Source organism: Priestia sp. BR_2 (genome assembly GCF_041954005.1).
Classification (GTDB): domain Bacteria; phylum Bacillota; class Bacilli; order Paenibacillales; family Paenibacillaceae; genus Paenibacillus_AQ; species Paenibacillus_AQ lautus_A.
In genome coordinates this window covers 141704-159384 of sequence record NZ_JAVFHM010000305.1, presented here as the reverse complement: position 1 = coordinate 159384, position 17681 = coordinate 141704, and the positions used below count along the sequence as shown (strand labels likewise).

At 53.5% G+C, this 17681-nt stretch carries 12 protein-coding genes; 8 read left to right on the top strand and 4 right to left on the bottom strand.

Features of this window, described 5'->3' with window-relative positions:
• Window positions 1–330: 330 nt before the first annotated feature.
• From RB298_RS26345 to RB298_RS26330, 4 genes are all read right to left on the bottom strand, one after another.
• Entirely contained in the window at window positions 331–3291 is a 2961-nt protein-coding gene (locus RB298_RS26345) for a DEAD/DEAH box helicase (protein WP_486049302.1), read from the bottom strand.
• A complete protein-coding gene (locus RB298_RS26340) occupies window positions 3288–4937 on the bottom strand; it encodes an SWIM zinc finger family protein (RefSeq protein ID WP_486049300.1) in 1650 nt (549 codons plus the stop codon). The genes RB298_RS26345 and RB298_RS26340 overlap by 4 nt, the downstream gene beginning before the upstream one ends.
• 141 nt (window positions 4938–5078) lie before the next feature.
• Window positions 5079–5978, bottom strand: a complete 900-nt coding sequence (gene vgb(C) / locus RB298_RS26335; protein WP_277747656.1) for a streptogramin B lyase Vgb(C) — start codon at window positions 5976–5978, stop codon at window positions 5079–5081.
• Between the two features lie 456 nt (window positions 5979–6434).
• On the bottom strand, window positions 6435–6614 hold the full coding sequence (locus RB298_RS26330; RefSeq protein WP_228468805.1) for a hypothetical protein: 180 nt from the start codon (window positions 6612–6614) through the stop codon (window positions 6435–6437).
• A 406-nt stretch (window positions 6615–7020) separates the two neighbouring features.
• On the opposite strand from RB298_RS26330, the gene RB298_RS26325 reads away from it, so the two are divergent.
• From RB298_RS26325 to RB298_RS26290, 8 genes are all read left to right on the top strand, one after another.
• On the top strand, window positions 7021–8097 hold the full coding sequence (locus RB298_RS26325; protein ID WP_486049298.1) for a copper amine oxidase N-terminal domain-containing protein: 1077 nt from the start codon (window positions 7021–7023) through the stop codon (window positions 8095–8097).
• A 397-nt stretch (window positions 8098–8494) separates the two neighbouring features.
• Window positions 8495–10315, top strand: coding sequence for a cache domain-containing sensor histidine kinase (locus tag RB298_RS26320; RefSeq protein ID WP_486049296.1), 1821 nt, complete (start codon window positions 8495–8497; stop codon window positions 10313–10315).
• The gene (locus RB298_RS26315; protein ID WP_255250559.1) at window positions 10305–11852 is read left to right on the top strand and encodes a response regulator transcription factor; all 1548 of its coding nucleotides are present in this window, start codon (window positions 10305–10307) and stop codon (window positions 11850–11852) included. Before RB298_RS26320 ends, RB298_RS26315 begins: the two co-directional genes overlap by 11 nt.
• A gap of 117 nt (window positions 11853–11969) precedes the next feature.
• Window positions 11970–13295, top strand: a complete 1326-nt coding sequence (locus RB298_RS26310; RefSeq protein WP_009595478.1) for an extracellular solute-binding protein — start codon at window positions 11970–11972, stop codon at window positions 13293–13295.
• A 45-nt stretch (window positions 13296–13340) separates the two neighbouring features.
• Complete coding sequence (locus RB298_RS26305; RefSeq protein ID WP_096774767.1) at window positions 13341–14216, top strand: carbohydrate ABC transporter permease; 876 nt, start codon at window positions 13341–13343, stop codon at window positions 14214–14216.
• Between the two features lie 18 nt (window positions 14217–14234).
• Complete coding sequence (locus RB298_RS26300) at window positions 14235–15104, top strand: carbohydrate ABC transporter permease (RefSeq protein WP_486049293.1); 870 nt, start codon at window positions 14235–14237, stop codon at window positions 15102–15104.
• 252 nt (window positions 15105–15356) lie between these two features.
• On the top strand, window positions 15357–16421 hold the full coding sequence (locus RB298_RS26295; RefSeq protein WP_277747659.1) for a bifunctional transcriptional activator/DNA repair enzyme AdaA: 1065 nt from the start codon (window positions 15357–15359) through the stop codon (window positions 16419–16421).
• A gap of 145 nt (window positions 16422–16566) precedes the next feature.
• A complete protein-coding gene (locus tag RB298_RS26290; protein WP_176502462.1) occupies window positions 16567–17442 on the top strand; it encodes an arylamine N-acetyltransferase in 876 nt (291 codons plus the stop codon).
• Window positions 17443–17681: the final 239 nt, after the last annotated feature.

The window sequence follows — 17681 nt, the reverse complement described above, 5'->3', positions numbered from 1 at the left end:
CGTATTTTGGAGCAAATAACGGACTCACAGTCCGGTTCGTGTTCCAGTATCATGGGTTTTGGCTTAATAGCGTATTCTGTGTCCGTTAATAGAAAACATCGCCCTGTCATACAAGCTTCAAACGCGTAACAATGTAAATCTTCTCGTAGCTCGTCAACCCCGCATATAACAAAAGCCCCGTGTCTGCACACGGGGCTTTTTGCTACGCGCAATGATGTTGTTATAGAGCAACAACTGGAAGCCGTCTAGGCGTTCCACAGGCATTCCGCACTGTGCTCCAAGGGGGCGACTGTCCACAATCGCCTAACAGCTCGCTCCTTGACGCAGCGATTACGCCCAATCGCGCCGCAGCGTGAACAAATCCTTCAGCTCATCGGTAGACAGCTCGGTAATCCAGCCCTCGCTGCTTGCAATAACCTGATCGCTTAGCTGCTGCTTGCTCTCCAGCATCTCATCGATCCGCTCTTCGAGCGTTCCCATGGAGATGAATTTGTACACTTGGACGTCCTTGGTCTGTCCCATCCGATAGGCCCGGTCGGTTGCCTGATTCTCCACGGCGGGGTTCCACCAGCGGTCAAAGTGGAACACGTGATTCGCCGCGGTCAGATTCAGGCCGACGCCGCCGGCCTTGATCGAGAGAATCATGACATTCGGCTGCTCTTCGGGCGGCAGGGTCTGGGACTGGAACTGCTCGATCATGCGATCGCGCGTCCGCTTCGGCGTGCTGCCGTTCAAGTACAGCACCGGCTCACCCAGCTCCTGATGCAGCACCTGCCGCATCATCTCGCCCATGCCGATATACTGGGTGAAGATGAGGCAGCGTTCGCCCTCGTCCCGCAGCTCCTTCACCATGGACAGCAGCCGCTCCAGCTTGGCCGAACGGTTGACCACGGCCTCGGTGTCAAGCAAGCCGCCTCCCCCCGGCAGTTCCGGGAGCGGCTCCTTCGTGAGCAAAGCCGGATGGTCGCAGAGCTGCTTGAACTGCGTCAGAGCTGCCAGAATGGCGCCTTTGCGCTCGATGCCCTCGAGCTTTTGCATGCGTTCCAGGAGGCTGTTCACGGTCTGATCGTAAAGCGCGCCTTGCTCGGCCGTGAGATGGATATAGGTCTTCATCTCGTTCTTGTCCGGCAGGTCGAGCTGAATCGCCGGATCTTTTTTCTTGCGGCGGAGCATGAAGGGCTTGATCAGCTTCTGAAGATCGGCCGTGCGCTGCTCGTTCTTGTCTTTTTCGATGGCCTGGATGAACCGGAGATTGAATGCCCGCAGGCTGCCGAGATATCCAGGGTTGATGAAGTCATAGATGGACCACAGCTCGGACAGCCGGTTCTCAATCGGTGTGCCGGTCAGCGCAACGCGGTGCCTTGCCGGGAAGCTTCGCACGGCGGCGGATTGCTTGGTGTCGGCATTCTTGATGTTCTGGGCCTCGTCGATGCCGATCGTTTCCCATTTCATGTCTCTTAACATCTCTTGATCGAGCGTTGCCGTCGCATAGGAAGTAAGAATAATGTCCGCTTGGTAAGCCTCATGATAGAAATCCTCGCTGCTGCTGCGCTTCCCGCCATAGTGCAGCATGACCCGGAGCGACGGAGCGAACCGTTCAAGCTCCTTCTGCCAATTGCCAAGCACCGAGGTCGGACAGATCAGCAGGGAAGGGAGGCGTCTCTCTTCCCGCGCCATCGTCGTCTCCTTCACGTGCAGCAGGTAGGCGATAAATTGCACGGTTTTGCCAAGGCCCATGTCATCGGCAAGGCATGCACCGAGCCCGTATCGCCGCAAAAAGGCAAGCCAGGCAAAGCCGTCATGCTGGTACGACCGGAGCTCGGCTTTCAGACCGGCGGGGACAGGGAGGCTCGGCCATTCGCTTTGCCGGCCGAGTTGGCCGATGAGCTTCACGAGATGCTCGTTCAGCTCCACTTCCAGTTTGATCCGTTCCGGATCCCGCGTTTCTTCCGCATCCTGATGAACCTGCTCCGTCTCATCGCTGTTCCCGAGCAGATGCAAGTGCAGAATATCCTGAAACGACAGGCCTTCCTCACGGTCTACGCCCGCCATCATCTGGCGGATTTGGGCGACCAGAGCGGGATCCAGCGGAATCCACTGGCCCCGGAACCGAACCAGTCGTTCGTTCCGGGCAACAAGCTCGGCGAATTCCGCTTCGGAAAGGGTAGCTTCGCCGATGGCGATGCGCCAATCGAAATTGACCAGCGAATCCAAGCCGAACAGGGACCCCCCGCTGCTTCGTTCCGCGCTCTCGCCTTCGCCGGAGCGGACTTTCGCCCGCAGCTTGGGCTTCTTCCTGCTGGCGGCTTCCCACCAAGCCGGAAGCAGCACCAGCCAGCCGGACTGGAGCAGCCGCTGGCTGTCGACGGTCAGGAACTGCCACGCGGCCTCGTCGGACAGCGGGGCGCCTAGCATGTCTTCAGCCGGAGCGTGAAGCACCCGGGCCGGCAGGGCTGCCCGCAAACCTTGGAGCCAGCCGGAGGACCGCTCCTTGATATGGGCGGTCCATGCCTCCGGCCACGATCCGTATGCCTGCCCGTCTTCGGCCAGACGAACGGCTGCAAGCGCCGCTGCGTCCAGCTTGTCCTGCAATACGAGCCGAAGACGCCACTCGGCTTCTTCTTCGTCCGGCTCCAGCAATTGCAGCAGGGGCCGGAACGGAGCGGTATCCGGCCGCCATCCGATGGCGATCAGCCAGGACTTGTCATCCATCCCTTCGACAGCGGTACGACTCGGCGAGAACAGCAGGGGATACTCCCTGCGCAGGTCAGCCGCGGCTTCTTCGCTGCCGTACCACTGTTCTTGAACGGCGGCGGAGAACGCGGCGCGCAAGCCTTCATTCCATATCTCGTCTTCATTCAAGACGGAGAGGCGGGCCTGCTCTTCGGCTGAGAAAGCCTCCGCATCCCAGATCCATTGCAGCTTGCCCGACTTGAAGGCGCTCAAGCTGGGTGCGTATTGCTTATCCTGAATGCAGGCTGCCAGCGAAGGCGCAAGTTCAATGAAAGGAAGGCAATCCTCGTCCCAAACCCATTCGATATGTTCGAGCAGCCGGCCGTCCGCAAAGAACGGTATGACTTGCTCGGAAGGCAAGATGATGACTTCCATATCCTGAACGGATTGGACGATAAGCTCCGTTCCGTAGAAGGAGGCTTCATGCCAAGCGAATAAACGGTGCTTCAGGTATTGTCCGGATACGTAACCCCGCATGACGGTAGAGCCGTAGATCACGGCATCTCCGTATTCGCTTAATGCCATATGGACCGTGATGGTTTCCGTGTATCTGCTCATGATATCAGCTTTCCTCTCCGAAGCTCTTCCTGGAATGCGCGAAGCCGGCTGTTGCGTACGGACAGGGAAATAATGAACAGATCCCAGCGCTCCTGCTGTTTGAGCTTTTTATATAACTTAGCCAGCCGTTTGAGCAGCTTGACGGCTGCTTTATAGCCGGCCCGGTTCTTATGAAGGATGTATCGCTCGACGGCCTGATGATAAAAAGGCAGCAGCAGCTCGGGCGCGTTCTTCTCAATCGGCGCGAGCTCGCTGACCCGGAGCTCCAGCGGCTCCCGGCCTGTGCTTAATTGATAGTCGATCCATTCCCGCCATCTGCCGTGCGTGATCAAGGCATTCTGATAGATGTCCTTCGAATAAGGGAGCATGTCGGCAAGACTGCTCCACATCCGTTCCGCTTCCCCGGGCAGGTGCTCTATGACGGCATCCCAGTAGAATTGATAGCTGCTGAGGTGCTCGTTGCGGTGACTGCCAAGCAGCGGGCCGATCTCCGGGAGCCAGCGGGCCAAGCGGTCCCAGTCTTGTCCCGAATGCAGCATGTCGAAGAAGCCCAGGACGGAAGCCGGGGGCAGGCTGCTGACCTTGTCCGCTGCCCTGATCAGGTCCCAGGACGATTCGTCTTCTCCGAGATAGAAGGACATGAAGCTCTGCGCCATATACCATGAGGCGCGCGAAAGGCTGCTGCCGAGTTCCGATTCGGCTGCCTGCAGCTGCTCCAATTCCTCCTTGATCAAGCCGTCGTTTTTTTTCGCCAACGGATGAATCCAGTACCTCCAGAGCTGCATATAGACCTGGGCGTAAAATTTACGGTTCCGCGGTTCGCTTAGCATGCTCCGCCGGACAAACGAAATCGTCTCGGTCAGCCGCTGTCCGAATGCCTCTTCGGGCTCGTTGCCCTCCAGCCCTTCATGAAGGATTCGCTCGATTCTGGCCAGGATATGATCCGCCGCCACCTGCGTATGATAGCCGATGTAAGAGCCTGAGGCATTCCAAGCGCTGGCTGGCTGCTTGACCAGCTTCTCGAGAATGAAGAGATGGGCATGGAGCTCGTATAACGGATCCATATCCGGCGGCAGCGGCGGTTTAATGTGATGGAGGGAAGCCAGCGCGTTTTTGGCGTAAAACGAATTCTGCGTATTAGCTCCCAGCGAAGCCGTGCAAACCTCGAACAGCTCATGCCATGCGGAGATCGGCAGCTCGGGCAAATGGTCGGCCTTGACTCTCCATTTCGAAACTCCGGCAGGCGGCCGTTCATGGCCTTGGCTCAAGCCGGAATCGCTTCGGTCATACGAGGAAGATGCGGCATACGTAGTCGAATGCGCATTAACCAAAGCATGGATGGATCGGCCCTGAAGCTGGGCATAGTCAAGCAGAACGGCCACCATATGCTTGCAGCCCTCGTTAACGGGACAGCTGCATTCGCTGTCGCTCAGGGAATGCAGCTGAAGCCTGATGCGGTAGGTTTCCGTTCCATCCACGGAAGCCTCGATCACACCGGACGGATCCGCCTTTTCGCTTGCGTGGACACGGCCCTGCTTATAATATTGAAATCCCCGTTTAATGGTCAAATCGCTGAAATAACCGGCAGTTTGCTGAATGAGCGTTTGCCACTGCAGATCATCTAAAGTTAGGTTTGGGTTCATCATCGTACAGTCTCCTAAGAGAAATAATTCTAAGTATCCATTTAATCTATCATATTCCCCTAGATGAAGAAACCAGCCGGAGCAGCTTCGCGCTGGAAAAGCCCGGCAGCAGGCTGCACGGACTTTTCGGCGTAGAGCGTTCGATCAGGACTCCTCATATTGAACGATGAAACGGCCGATCTGGTCGCATTCCTCGGCGAACCATACCTCGCCGCCGGAATCCACGGTAATGCCGTGAGGCTCGGCTGAGGGGGTGGGGATCGGGTACTCGGTAATGTCCCCGGTACATGTCATTCGTCCGATCCGGTTGGCTCCCCACTCCGTAAACCATAAATCTTCGCGAGCTCCCGCCGCGATGGCATGGGGTCTGGCATTCCCGGACGGGAGCTTGAATTCCGTAATCTCCCCGGCCGTCGTGATCCGTCCGATTTGATTGCCGTTGATTTGAACGAACCACAGGGCGCCATCGGCACCTGCCGTGATGCCGACAGGCCCTGATTGCTCGGTTGGAATCCGGTACTCGGCGATCTCCCCGTCTACCGTAATCCGGCCGATGCAGTTGTTTTGGTTTTCCGTAAACCACAGCGCGCCGTCCGGACCGGCCGTGATATAGGAAGGGTACGAGCCTGCGCGCGGCAAGTCGTATTCCGTGATAACGCCTGCCGGCGTAATCCGGCCAATCCGATTGCCGATTAGCTCGGTGAACCATATGGCTCCATCCGGGCCCTCCGTCAAGCCGTAAGGAGACGAGCCTGCTTCCGGCAGCTCGAATTCCGTGAATGCCCCTTCCATTGTCATCCGTCCGATTTTATTCGCTTTGTACTCCGTGAACCAGAGGTCCCCGTTAGGGGCAGAGAGGATGGACATGACCCCCGCATCCGGCGTCGGGACATCGAAAGTACGCATATCCCCTCCCTTGGTGATTCGTCCGATCCGGTTTCCTTTTTGCTCCGTGAACCAGATGGCCCCGTCTCGTCCTGCCGCAATGCCATAAGGTCCCGACTCCCGGTTCGCTATCTTGTACTCCTGTATCGTGATCTGCATGCGAACATGCCTCCTTGTAGAAGTTGTTAGGATGCTTAAAGCGGATTCTTCATTTGATTGAGCGTGTTCAAATCTCGCGTTCGGCTTTCCCGGAATGGGGAAGGCTCTCCCTTGGATGCTTAGATGAGTTCCTGTCATCGATAATCTCTAGCCTCTCAATTGGTGTTGATAAAATAGAAAAACCCCCCACTCCGAGATTTCGGAATAGGAGGCGAATACGAACAAAGAAGATGCGGACTCTACATGGAGAAGTCTCAAACATCCACCCGTCACATATAAAAAAAGCCGCACGAATCCTATCCCGAAAACCTCGTATCGTGAAATCGAAGTGTTTTCCAAATGCTTGGGACAGGATTAGTAGATCATTGGCTTTGGTTCACCCTTTCATTTCTGGTTGCCTAGACTTTACCATAGGATATTCCGTGGTTTCAACCTCGGTTTATCCGAAGTTTGCCTTTACAACCGTCGGTTGCGCTTCTCGTCGATGTAGAGTTCAAGCGCGGTTATGGCCCGGATCATCAATTTGATGAGGAGATACAATGCATATAAACCGAGAAGTGCGAATAGCCCGTATACGATAATGCTAAGCATGGAAAACATGCCGAAAAAGGATATCCCCTGGTTCAAGGAGCTCACCTCCCTTCAAGGTACTGTTTTACGAATCATATCGAAGATTCCTGCTGTCGTATCCTTAAGACCAGGCGATGTCTTAACTCCCCGCTTATGCTCGGAGCTCGGATACAGGTGAGTTCGTGCCCGATCCATGACATACTGATCGTTGGTATCCCGAATGAATGCCATTAACCTTGAATTAAGTATGTTCCATAATATAACAATCATTTCTGATTCTAACATATCATCTGGAATATGGTCATGAATTTAAGTTTATAAGCGGCAATTTTTATTGATGATTATCGAAAAAAATCGAAATGGAGACGTTTTTCGTCATTTTTCATGGATATGCACGAACCAATTGCGTTCACCTTGCGTCTTAGTTAATAGATGCATTACTGAATATTACAAGCCAAGGAGATTAGCGAACATGATAACCCGGAAATGGACGAAAATGGCTGCAAGCGGCGCTATAGCGGCCGCAATGCTGTTAAGTACGGCGGTACAGGCCCAAGCCGCGCACAAGCAGGACTTGGAATTTTTAAACGTCAATCATTATGTAATGACGCCGGATGTCAAACCCGTCATCGTGAACGGCACAGTGCTGGTCCCCCTGAACACGGTCAAGGAATACTTGAAGCCCATGGGGCTCCGCTGGAATAACAAGAATAAGACGCTAACCGTCAACACGGGCACCGATCAAGTCACCTTGAAAATGGGAAGCGACGTTGCCGAGGGAAAAGAGAAGACCTACGCCCTGTCCGTTCCCGCGCAGCTTATGGCTGGTCGCGTCATGGTTCCCGCCCGATTCATGACGGAGCTGTACGATGCTGAAGTCCGCTTGGATACGAAGGATGGCATGGTTTACATTTATACGCCGGAGGTTGACCTGTTGACGGCGGAGGAGAACAGCAATGTGAAGCTGTATACGGTCAGCGCATCGAAATATGGCAGATACGAAGGCATGGTGGTCGAGGTAGAAGGCAGGAAGCGGGTCTTTAAGGACTGGCATGGAGGAGAGGCTACGCGTAAACCCGTCATTCATTACCAGGATGTCACAGGCGATGGCAAGCCGGACGTTGTTGTGTTCTACGTGGACGGGACGGGCACCGGTCTGTACGCGGGGGAGATGCATGTAGTGGACGCCGGTTCTCTGGAGGAAATCCCGATCGAATCGCTGGAGCAGGCCGTATCGAGCCATGTGAAATCCAGCATCGAGAAGGAAGCGGATCACTTTACGGTTAAGGTTACGGTTGACGGAAAGGAAAGCGTCCAGAAGTTCAAGGACGATTCCAAAGATAAAAGCTATCTATTTGATAAGCTTGGCTTCGGAGCCGTTGTCAGACATCGTTTGGCGGAAGGACGGCTTCTTACGGAAGCGGCAGGAAGCACGAGCCCGGCCGGTTTTGCCGGGGATCTCCGAATAACATACCGATTTAATGAAGAGCTGAACCGGTTTGAGGTGGATGACATGGAATATCGTCGCTTGGAAGAGCGAGGGCAATAACGGTTTTTCATTATAAATCTTTAGGACTACACATAAACGCATGTTGGCGGGATGCGATCAACATGGGTTAGAAGCGGGAGGTTTCGGTCGGATGATGTGAATTCCGAATGTGAGGGCGCTGCGGCGCCCTTTTTGTGCTGTGCCTTTATAGATTTCAACGCCGTTTTCATCTCCGTAGCCGATCGCCGAAATGGGGCGTATACCATATGCTTCAAGAAGATTTCATCCCTTCTCATAGGACTTTATTACCATTTACTTGAGTCTTAAGATTCCTCTAAGATAGTTAATAAACCTGACACATTTTAGCGAAGAATGGAGATTGATTTTGAAGTAAACGCATTCAATGTTAAGTAATATAACAAGCTCATACCATGGGAGCTTTGAACGGGGTGTATGTATGCAGCAATGGCTTGGGAAATCGCTAAAGCATAAATTGTCGTTGCTTATCATTATCGCTACGCTGGTGCCGCTGCTGTTTCTGGGTATTTTCTCTTTTAACATAGCCAAAAGCCTGACCGAAGAGAAGGCCAAAATTACGGGGATGAATACGCTCCGCCAGCTGGAAGCTTACCTGGATACGATGGTCAAGGACGTGGAGAATATCTCGCTGTTTCTCATCGGGCATACCGGTGTTCAGGCCTATCTGAAGACCGAGCAGAGCAACTACGTTCAGCAGACGACGGTTATTAATTTTTTGACGAACCTGGCCTTTTCCAAAGATTATATCGCCAACATCATCGTTGAACCGCTCGGCAGCAAAGATGCGATTTCGCATAAATCCTTGGTACGCTCCGAGTTCCGGAATATTACCGAAACGGTTCCCGATTATTACGAACACCATCCCAAATGGTGGTCATTCGTTCACCGGCAGTGGACCTTTGAAGGCGTCAGGAAGGTCATCACGCTGGCCAGGCCGATTCGGAGCACGGATAAATACAAGCCGATCGGGAACCTGCAGATCAATCTGGATCAGGGCGTCATTGCCAATCAGTTCCGGCAGGCCGTCCTGGAGAAGACCGGATTCGTCCTTCTTCTTGACGAGAATAACCGGATTATCGCCGGTCCGCCGGATATGGAGACCAATTTGACGCTGGCGGATTATTATCCTGCGATTGGAGAGTTCGAGGGGCTTAGCGGCAATATTGACTATGGCGAGGGAAGCAGCAAGAAGACCATTCTCTATAAGAAAATGTCCAGCGTGAACTGGAAGCTCGTCGGCATCATTCCCTCGCAGGAATACCGTTCCCAGAACCAGTATTTCATCAAATTGACGGCGGTTGCGGTCACGGTGGCCATCCTGCTCGCCATTGCGCTGGTTCTTTTCCTGATCCAGAAGATTACGAACCCTCTGTCCGTCTTAACGAAATTCCTCAAGAACTCAAGCCCGGAAGAGCCGCTGCCGGCGCTGCCGGTCAAGACGGTCGACGAGGTCGGGCAGCTGATTATCAGTTATAACCGGCTCAGCTCCCGGATCGTGAAGCTTACCGATGAAGTGAAGCTGAACGAGTCGCTGAAGAAGGAGGCGGATATGCATGCGCTGCAGGTGCAGATCAATCCGCATTTCCTCTACAATACGCTGTCATCGATCCATTGGCTGGCGCTGATGAACCAAGATGTGAAGATTGCCGAGATGGTGGGGTCGCTCAGCGATTTTCTGAGGTTCAGCCTCAACAACGGGCAGGAATACTGCACGATACAGCAGGAGATCATGCATGTCCGCCATTACGTGAATATCCAAACCATCCGCTATCCGGAAAAATTCGAGTTTAAGGATCATGTGGAAGAGGAACTGTATCAGCACACCATGCTGAAGCTGCTGCTGCAGCCGTTGGTGGAGAATTCCATGCTGCATGGCATCCTGAGCCGTGACGGGATAGGGACGATTACGATTCGCGGACACCGCGAACCCGAAGGGATCCGCTTCGTGGTGGAGGATGACGGCATCGGGATGACGGCGGAGCGCCTGAAATGGCTCCAGGAGCAGCTGGTCGAAAATCCGCTGCAGTACGAGAAGGGACAAGCCCCGCGCGGCAGCTACGGGCTGCGGAACGTCCATAAGCGGCTGCTCCTTCATTACGGGAAGGATGCGGGGCTGCGAGTGGAGAGCACCGAGGGTGCCGGGACACGGGTGATGTTTACGATACCTGATTTACCTGAAATTCAACAATCGGAAATATCCGGCAAAGGGGATGGCGACATTGAAGGTCATGATCGTTGATGATGAAGTGATCATTCGAAACGGTTTGAGTACCGTGATCAATTGGGCGGATAACGGCTTTACGGTGCTGACGCCCGCGGCTTCGGCGGAGGAAGCCCTTCAGCGTATTCCCGTTGAAATGCCCGAAATCATATTTACGGACATACGCATGACAGGCCTGAGCGGATTGGACATGGCGCATCAAGTCAAGCAGCAGCATCCCGAGATCGAGATCATCGTCATCTCGGGATACGATGAATTCGCGTATGCGCAGCAGGCGATGCGGGAAGGCGTGAGCGATTACCTGCTGAAGACGAGCAGGCCCGGGGAAATTATCGAGGCTGCTGTCCAAGCCAGGGAACGGCTGCTGCAGCGCAGGCTTACACAAGCGAAGGGGAAGGCCCAGGAAATGGTGGTCAACCGGGGTTTTCTGCGAAGGCTGCTTGCTTCCGGCACTCCGCTGGATGAGCATGCCGAGGCCGAATTGTGTGAGCGATACCCGGAGCTGTGTTTGGAATCTAACGGTTCGGTGCTGCAGATCTGGATGCTGTCGGTATATCCGCTGCATCCAGAAGAGGCGGAGCAATCGAACGTTAGCGAGCTGCATCGATTAATCGGCACGGAGCTGGCCGAAGTGCTGCAATGCGCGTGGCTGGAATGGAACGGCTCCCTGCTTCTGTTGGTGCGGGCAGAGCCGAATCATGGCTGGGGGCGGGTAGATTCCGCTCTGCATAAGATGGAATCCACGCATGCCTGCCGCATCACGGCTGCCAGCGGCCGGCGGGTCGCAAGCGCCAGGGAGCTGCACATTGCGCTGGCTACCGCGGTAGAGGCCAGCTCCTACGAGTGGCTGCTGCAATCGGAACGGCATATCCGTTATGAAGATATCGAAGGACGTACAGGCATCCGCACGGTATGTTCGATGGAAGAAGAGACCAAGCTGTCATCCCTGCTGCGTTCGGGGGAATCCGCCGACTTGCAGGCATGGGTGGCGGATCTGCTGCGGCGTATCCAAAGCCAGAGCCAGGCAACGCCCGGCTCGGTTCAGGCTTACCTGCATTCCCTGATCGTTTCGGCACAGCGCTGGCTCATACGGGCTGCGACGTCTATCGGCTATACCAGTCCGTTGAAAGTGGAAGAGACGTACGATATCCGCGAGTTGACCAAGAATCCGGAGAAGGTGCTGGTCGATTCGCTCGGTCTCATCATGAAGGAGTACCGTGATATGGTGTCGACGACAAGTCCCGTCCAGCGAGCGATCTCCTTCATTCATGAGCATCTGGGACAGAGCTTGTCGCTCCAACAAGTAGCCAAGCATGTTCATATGAACCCCAACTATTTCAGCGAAATGTTCAAGAAGGAGACCGGACAGAATTACATCGAATTCGTAACCCAGGCGAAGCTTCGGAAAGCGATGCACCTGCTGCGGGAAACGCCGGCCAAAATCAGTGAAATCGCGAATGAAGTCGGCTACGAGGATATCAAATATTTTAACCGCCTGTTCAAAAAGTGGACCGGACTGACCCCTTCGGAGTATCGGACAAATCCCGAATCCTGAATTTTGTCCCTCTATGGACTGAATTATATCCCCTATGTAAGCGTTACATCCTCTTTTATACTTGGGCTAATCATCTTGAAGCTTCATCATTTTCGTATATTAAAAGGGGGATTGACCATGAGACCAAAACGTAAAATAGGTCTTGTACTGCTGATGATGACACTGGTTCTTGCAGCTTGCGGAGGCGGGCAAAGCAAAGAGCAGGCCGGAGGGAACGAAGGCGATCAAGAAAAGGTCAAGCTGACCATCTGGCATAACTTTGCCGGTGACGACCTGCGCGCGAAATCAGTCCGGAGTTTTATCGATCAATTTGCTCAGGACCATCCTGAAGTTACGCTCGACGCGCAAGCGATTCCGCCGGACGGTTACCGTCAGCGTCTGAGCACCGTTGCGGCTGCGAATGAAATGCCGGACGTGTTCTTCGTTTATGCGGGAAGTCAGTCGGCCGAGCTTCATCAAGCGAAGCTGCTTCAACCGATCACGGAAGTGTTGGACGCCCATTCCGATTGGAAGGACAAATTCCTGCCGGGCGCATTTGATCCATACGAGTTCGAGGACGGCCAGATTTACTCCGCTCCACTGGGCATGTCCGCAACATCGATTCTCTACTACAACAAAGCGTTGTTTGACAAACATAACGTAAAAGTTCCGACGACTTGGGAAGAAATGATGGCGGCGGTTAAAACGTTCAACGATAACGGCATTACGCCGATCGCCCTCGGAAACAAAGCGCCGTGGGTTGCGCAATCCACCATTATCGGATCGATTGCCGACCGCGTGACCGGCACCGAATGGTTCAAAAAAGCGGCAGCACAGGATGGCGCGAAATTCACCGATCCTGAGTTTATCGAAGCACTTGGCTATTTCAAAGAGCTCGTCGACAACAAAGCATTCCAAGAAGGTGCCAACAGCATCGACAACACGCAAGCCGAGCAGTATTTCATCCAAGGCAATGCAGCAATGATGATCAGCGGCGCGTGGACGCTCACCAACTTGGCGGCTTCTTCCTCCGAAGAGCAGATGAAGGATATTGAAGTGACGACTCTGCCTGCGATCCCTGGTGGCAAAGGCGAGGCTAACACCATTTCCGGCGGAGCTGGCGGCGGTCTAGCCCTTAGCAGCAGAACGGAAGGGAAAGCGAAAGAATTGGCGCTCGAACTGATTTATGCCGTGAGTGGACCGGAAGCGCAAAAAGCGATTGCCGAGAGCAACTCCATGGTCATGTACGATACCGAAATCGATGAGTCGAAAGTTACTTCCTTGTACTACAAAGCCTTTAACCTGGTGAAATCCACAGGCATTACGCCGGTATACGATGCTTATCTGTCTGCAGAAGCGGCTGAAGTCATCAACAACGGCCTGCAGGAAATCATGATGGGCGGTGCCGTCGAAGGCGTGGCCCAGAAGCTACAGGATGCGCAAGCCCGATCCGCTACTCCATAAGAATAGATTACCCGCTGCATAAGGATTAGGAGGGAGGAGGCTGCCATGCCTACAGCGATGAGAAGCAAAGGATTTATAGCCATAGCTCTTCTTCCTGCGCTTCTGTTGTTTCTGATATTTGTCATCATTCCGGTTTTTTGGTCAGCTTACTACGGATTTTTCAGTTGGAAAGGGTTCGGAGACGCCACGTTCGTCGGCCTTGACAATTATAGAGAGATGTTCAAGGATCCGATCTTCTGGCGGGCGCTTCGAAACAACCTGATTCTGGTCGTATCGTCCATTATCGGCCAGGTTCCGATCGCGTTGATTCTGGCTATCGTATTGTTCAAGAATTCGTTCTTCTCCAGGTTCATCCGGTCCGCCGTCTTCATGCCAATGGTTCTCTCCACGGTGGTTGTCGGTCTCATCTGGGGTTACATTTACCACCCGCAGTTCGGGATTGCCAACTATGTGCTGGAGATGCTCGGCCTGGAGTCATGGACCCGTGCTTGGCTGTCCGATCCGAAGGTCAACATGCTGGCGATATCGATCCCGATTAACTGGGCAAACATCGGCCCTTATCTGGTCATCTTTATCGCAGCGCTGCAAAATATTTCGCCAGAGATCCACGATGCGGCCCAAATCGATGGCTCCACCGGCTGGAACAAGCTGATGCAAATCACGCTGCCGATGGTCTGGAGCACGGTGGTCGTAACCATTGTGCTCTGTATCTCGGGAAGCCTGAAAGCTTTTGACCATGTCATCGTGATGACAGGCGGCGGACCGGCGCAGTCGACCGAGCTTCTTGCTACTTATATGTACAACAGCACGTTCAGCGTATACCGTTACGGTTACGGCTCCGCCGTTTCCACGATGATCATGGTCGTCAGCGCCATTCTTATCGCGCTTAACTATTTCGCAACGCGCAGAAAGTCAAGTTAACATGAAGGAGGGAGCGATGTGAATTTACAGACGACCGGGACCGGAAGCACCTCAGGGAAACGCGTCATCACGAAGGGGTTAACCGGATTCGTAAAATTGCTGCTGATTGTGTATGCGATTCTTACGCTCTATCCCTTGTACTGGCTTTTTACGAGCGCGTTTAAATCGAACCAGGATTTCTTCAACAACCCTTACGGCTTGCCGAAGGAGTGGATGACCGAGAATTTATTCCGGGCATGGGAGCTCGGAAATATGGGCCGAGCGATGATCAATTCGACGGTTGTAACGATTACGGCCGTCGTGCTGACCATCCTGCTCAGCGTGCTGGCGGCGTATGTGCTGTCCAGATTCCAGTTTCGGTTTAAAAAGCTGGTGGTGGTATTGTTTACGACGGGGCTGCTGATTCCGATCCATAGTACGCTGGTGCCCCTGTTCATTATGATGAAAAATATCGGCCTGCTCGACACGTACGGCGCACTCATCCTGCCATATACGGCGTTTGAGCTGCCGATCGCGATCTTCCTGGCGATGGCGTACATGTCATCCATTCCAAGAGAGATTGAAGAAGCGGCCATGATCGACGGCAGCGGCTGGTGGGGAATCTTCGGCCGAATGATTCTGCCGCTCTGTACGCCGATTGTGGCAACGATATCGATTCTGGCATTCCTCCGATTCTGGAATGATTTCTCCTTCGCCCTCGTATTCATCAATACGCAGGCGCTGAAGACGCTCCCACTCAGCTTGTCCCTGTTCTCGGACGGCTTCGGCACGGATTACAGCCTGACGATGGGAGCGATGGCGATCGCGGTCATTCCGACGATCGCGGCCTACCTGATCCTGCAGGAGCAAATCATGAAGGGCATGGTGGCAGGATCCATCAAAGGTTAAACTTCAAGCGAAAATCATATTCTTGAAAGAAAAAAGCCTCTTCCGGTCAACGGAAGGGGCTTTTCGTATGATTGGTCAATCAGGGTTACGGAGTCGGTGCTTTTTCCTCTCGAAAATATTCGTGCACGTTTTTCGGCCACGTCATGCCGGCAAAAGAAATATAATAGAAACACGAGAACAAGAGAGCATGATGATTAAGGCCAACAAGCGTATGGCCCCTTAGAAAGTACATCAGAGCGGGGAGGAACCCAAGTGATATCGGCTGCCAATCAGCAGGAGTATTACCAGGCGCTGCTGGAAAAGAAATCGGAGTACGAGGGCGTGTTTTATGTAGGCGTGAAGACTACAGGAGTGTTCTGCCGCCCGACATGCCCGGCCCGGAAACCGAAGATGGAAAACTGCGAATTTTACGAGACGGCTCAAGAAGCGCTGCTTGCATCCTTCAGGCCTTGCAAACGCTGCCGTCCGCTATCGCACCCCAATCAGGTATCGGACCTGGTCCGGCTGCTTGTAGAAGCCGTTGAGGAGAATCCGGAGAAAAGGTGGACCAACCAGGATTTCCAGAAGCTGTCCGTCGATGCTTCAACGGCAAGGCGCCAGTTCAAGAAACGGTTCGGGATGACCTTCGTTGAATACGCACGGGCACGGCGAATGGGACTTGCCCTGAAGCAAATCCGGGAGGGGCATGCCGTCATCGATGCGCAGCTGTCGACCGGCTACGAGTCGAGCAGCGGTTTTAGGGATGCATTTTCCCGCATCATGGGCGCGGCGCCTAGCCGATCGGGGCACCATAACATTTTAAAAGCTTCATGGATCGACACGCGTCTCGGGCCGATGATGGCCATCGCGGATGAAGAGGCGCTGTATCTGCTCGAATTCGTGGACCGCCGGGGCCTGGAGCGTGAGGTTGAACGTCTCCGGCAGAGAACCAAGTCGGCGATCATTCCGGGCCATACGGCTCCGATCCGTTCGATCGAGCTGGAGCTCGCAGCGTATTTTGAAGGGAAGTTAACGGAATTCAAGACGCCCTTGTTCTTGCGGGGTTCGCCGTTTCAACAAGAAGTGTGGGGCCGATTGCTGCGGATTCCCCCCGGCCAAACATCTTCGTATGGCGAAATCGCAGCGGCGATGGGAAGACCGACCGCGTATCGTGCCGTTGCCCAAGCGAATGGCGCCAATCAGCTTGCGATTGTCATTCCATGCCACCGCGTGATCAATACGAGCGGTGAGCTCGGCGGATATGGCGGCGGCTTATCGCGAAAGCAGTGGTTGCTGCATCATGAGCAGTCCATGAGTGCCGGAACCATTCATGAATAGTGGACTTTCGTCGTAGAAAATGGTCTTACCTATAGGTAAGACCATTTTTGTATAAATCGTGCAGTCATTGGTATGACGTAATGATATATAGAATCTTTAAAATAAAGAGCATACCTTACATCAGAAGAAAGGGAGCGTGAACTTTGTGCAGAATCAAGGACAACTGCCTCAGTGGGCAAATAACTATTTGCAATATATTCAAGTCCCGATAAGGGAAGCTTCATTGGAATATTTAACTGAAATTTGCACCGCACATCATCAGCGTGTACCGTTCGAGAACGTTACCACGTTGCTGCAGTATCGAGAATATCATCAAAAAGGAAGATTGGAGCAGGATGAGAAGAGATTCGTAGATCAGCTGTGGCAGCTGAATGCGGGAGGCACTTGTTATATGATTAACAGCAGTCTCCATCAGCTGTTGAACCGGCTTGGTTTCCAAACCCGTTATACGTTGCTGGGCGGAGGGCATGTCGGATTGCTTGTTCGTCTGCCCAACGAAAGCGAAGAAGTGTACGTGGATTGTGGAAACTCCGCACCTTTTTTCGAACCCGTTCGTTTGGAGACCGATTCAGATCGAGTTTCCGAGTATGCTGGAATCGAAGTGAGGTTGCGTTCGGGGGATGAACCGGGAACGTATACTTATTATCGGTATGTAGATGGCCGACTGCTGACAGAGTTGGTTTGGTCATTCGATACGAGGGAAACGTATCAATTCGATGACTTCCAACCTGCCATAAGAGAGTACTTCAAGCCTAATGATCTCTTCACCTCTACATTACGCTGCCAGCTGTGGCAATTGGATCAGCAGCGCTCGCTGTCCCTGGTCGACAATGTGCTGAGTATCCGGTATGCAGACGGGAAGGTGGAAAAGCGGATTCTATCCGGGCTCAGCGAGCTGCGAGAGGTCATCGATCAGGAGTTTCATCTCCCCAAACTGCCTGTTGAAGATGCCGTGAAGGTTCTTCAGGAACTCGGATTTGATATTTTTAAGGGCAGCGGTCTAACCAATTCTCTGGAGTAACCTGTCATTATTATCCAGGCACACGGCTTATCGCCTCCATCCCTGCTGGTGACGATAAGCTATAAAGTAAGCCCGGGATACAGGAGCTCTATGCTATAATTTGGAATGTCCCTATCTGGTTTCAAGATGCCTGTTTCTGAAACGGGACGTTTGTTACATCGGTTCCTGTTCATCGAAAGCGTGTTGGATCAAGAGTTCAACAATTTTATGCTAAGACCGCATGGTTCAGCAGGTACGAG

What these genes read in the sequence shown, in the direction of transcription:
- RB298_RS26340 (WP_486049300.1), bottom strand. Translation starts at nt 4,937, where the DNA reads ATGATGAACCCAAACCTAACTTTAGATGATCTGCAGTGGCAAACGCTC.
- RB298_RS26315 (WP_255250559.1), top strand. Translation starts at nt 10,305, where the DNA reads ATGATCGTTGATGATGAAGTGATCATTCGAAACGGTTTGAGTACCGTG.
- RB298_RS26345 (WP_486049302.1), bottom strand. Translation starts at nt 3,291, where the DNA reads ATGAGCAGATACACGGAAACCATCACGGTCCATATGGCATTAAGCGAA.
- RB298_RS26305 (WP_096774767.1), top strand. Translation starts at nt 13,341, where the DNA reads ATGCCTACAGCGATGAGAAGCAAAGGATTTATAGCCATAGCTCTTCTT.
- RB298_RS26325 (WP_486049298.1), top strand. Translation starts at nt 7,021, where the DNA reads ATGATAACCCGGAAATGGACGAAAATGGCTGCAAGCGGCGCTATAGCG.
- RB298_RS26310 (WP_009595478.1), top strand. Translation starts at nt 11,970, where the DNA reads ATGAGACCAAAACGTAAAATAGGTCTTGTACTGCTGATGATGACACTG.
- RB298_RS26320 (WP_486049296.1), top strand. Translation starts at nt 8,495, where the DNA reads ATGCAGCAATGGCTTGGGAAATCGCTAAAGCATAAATTGTCGTTGCTT.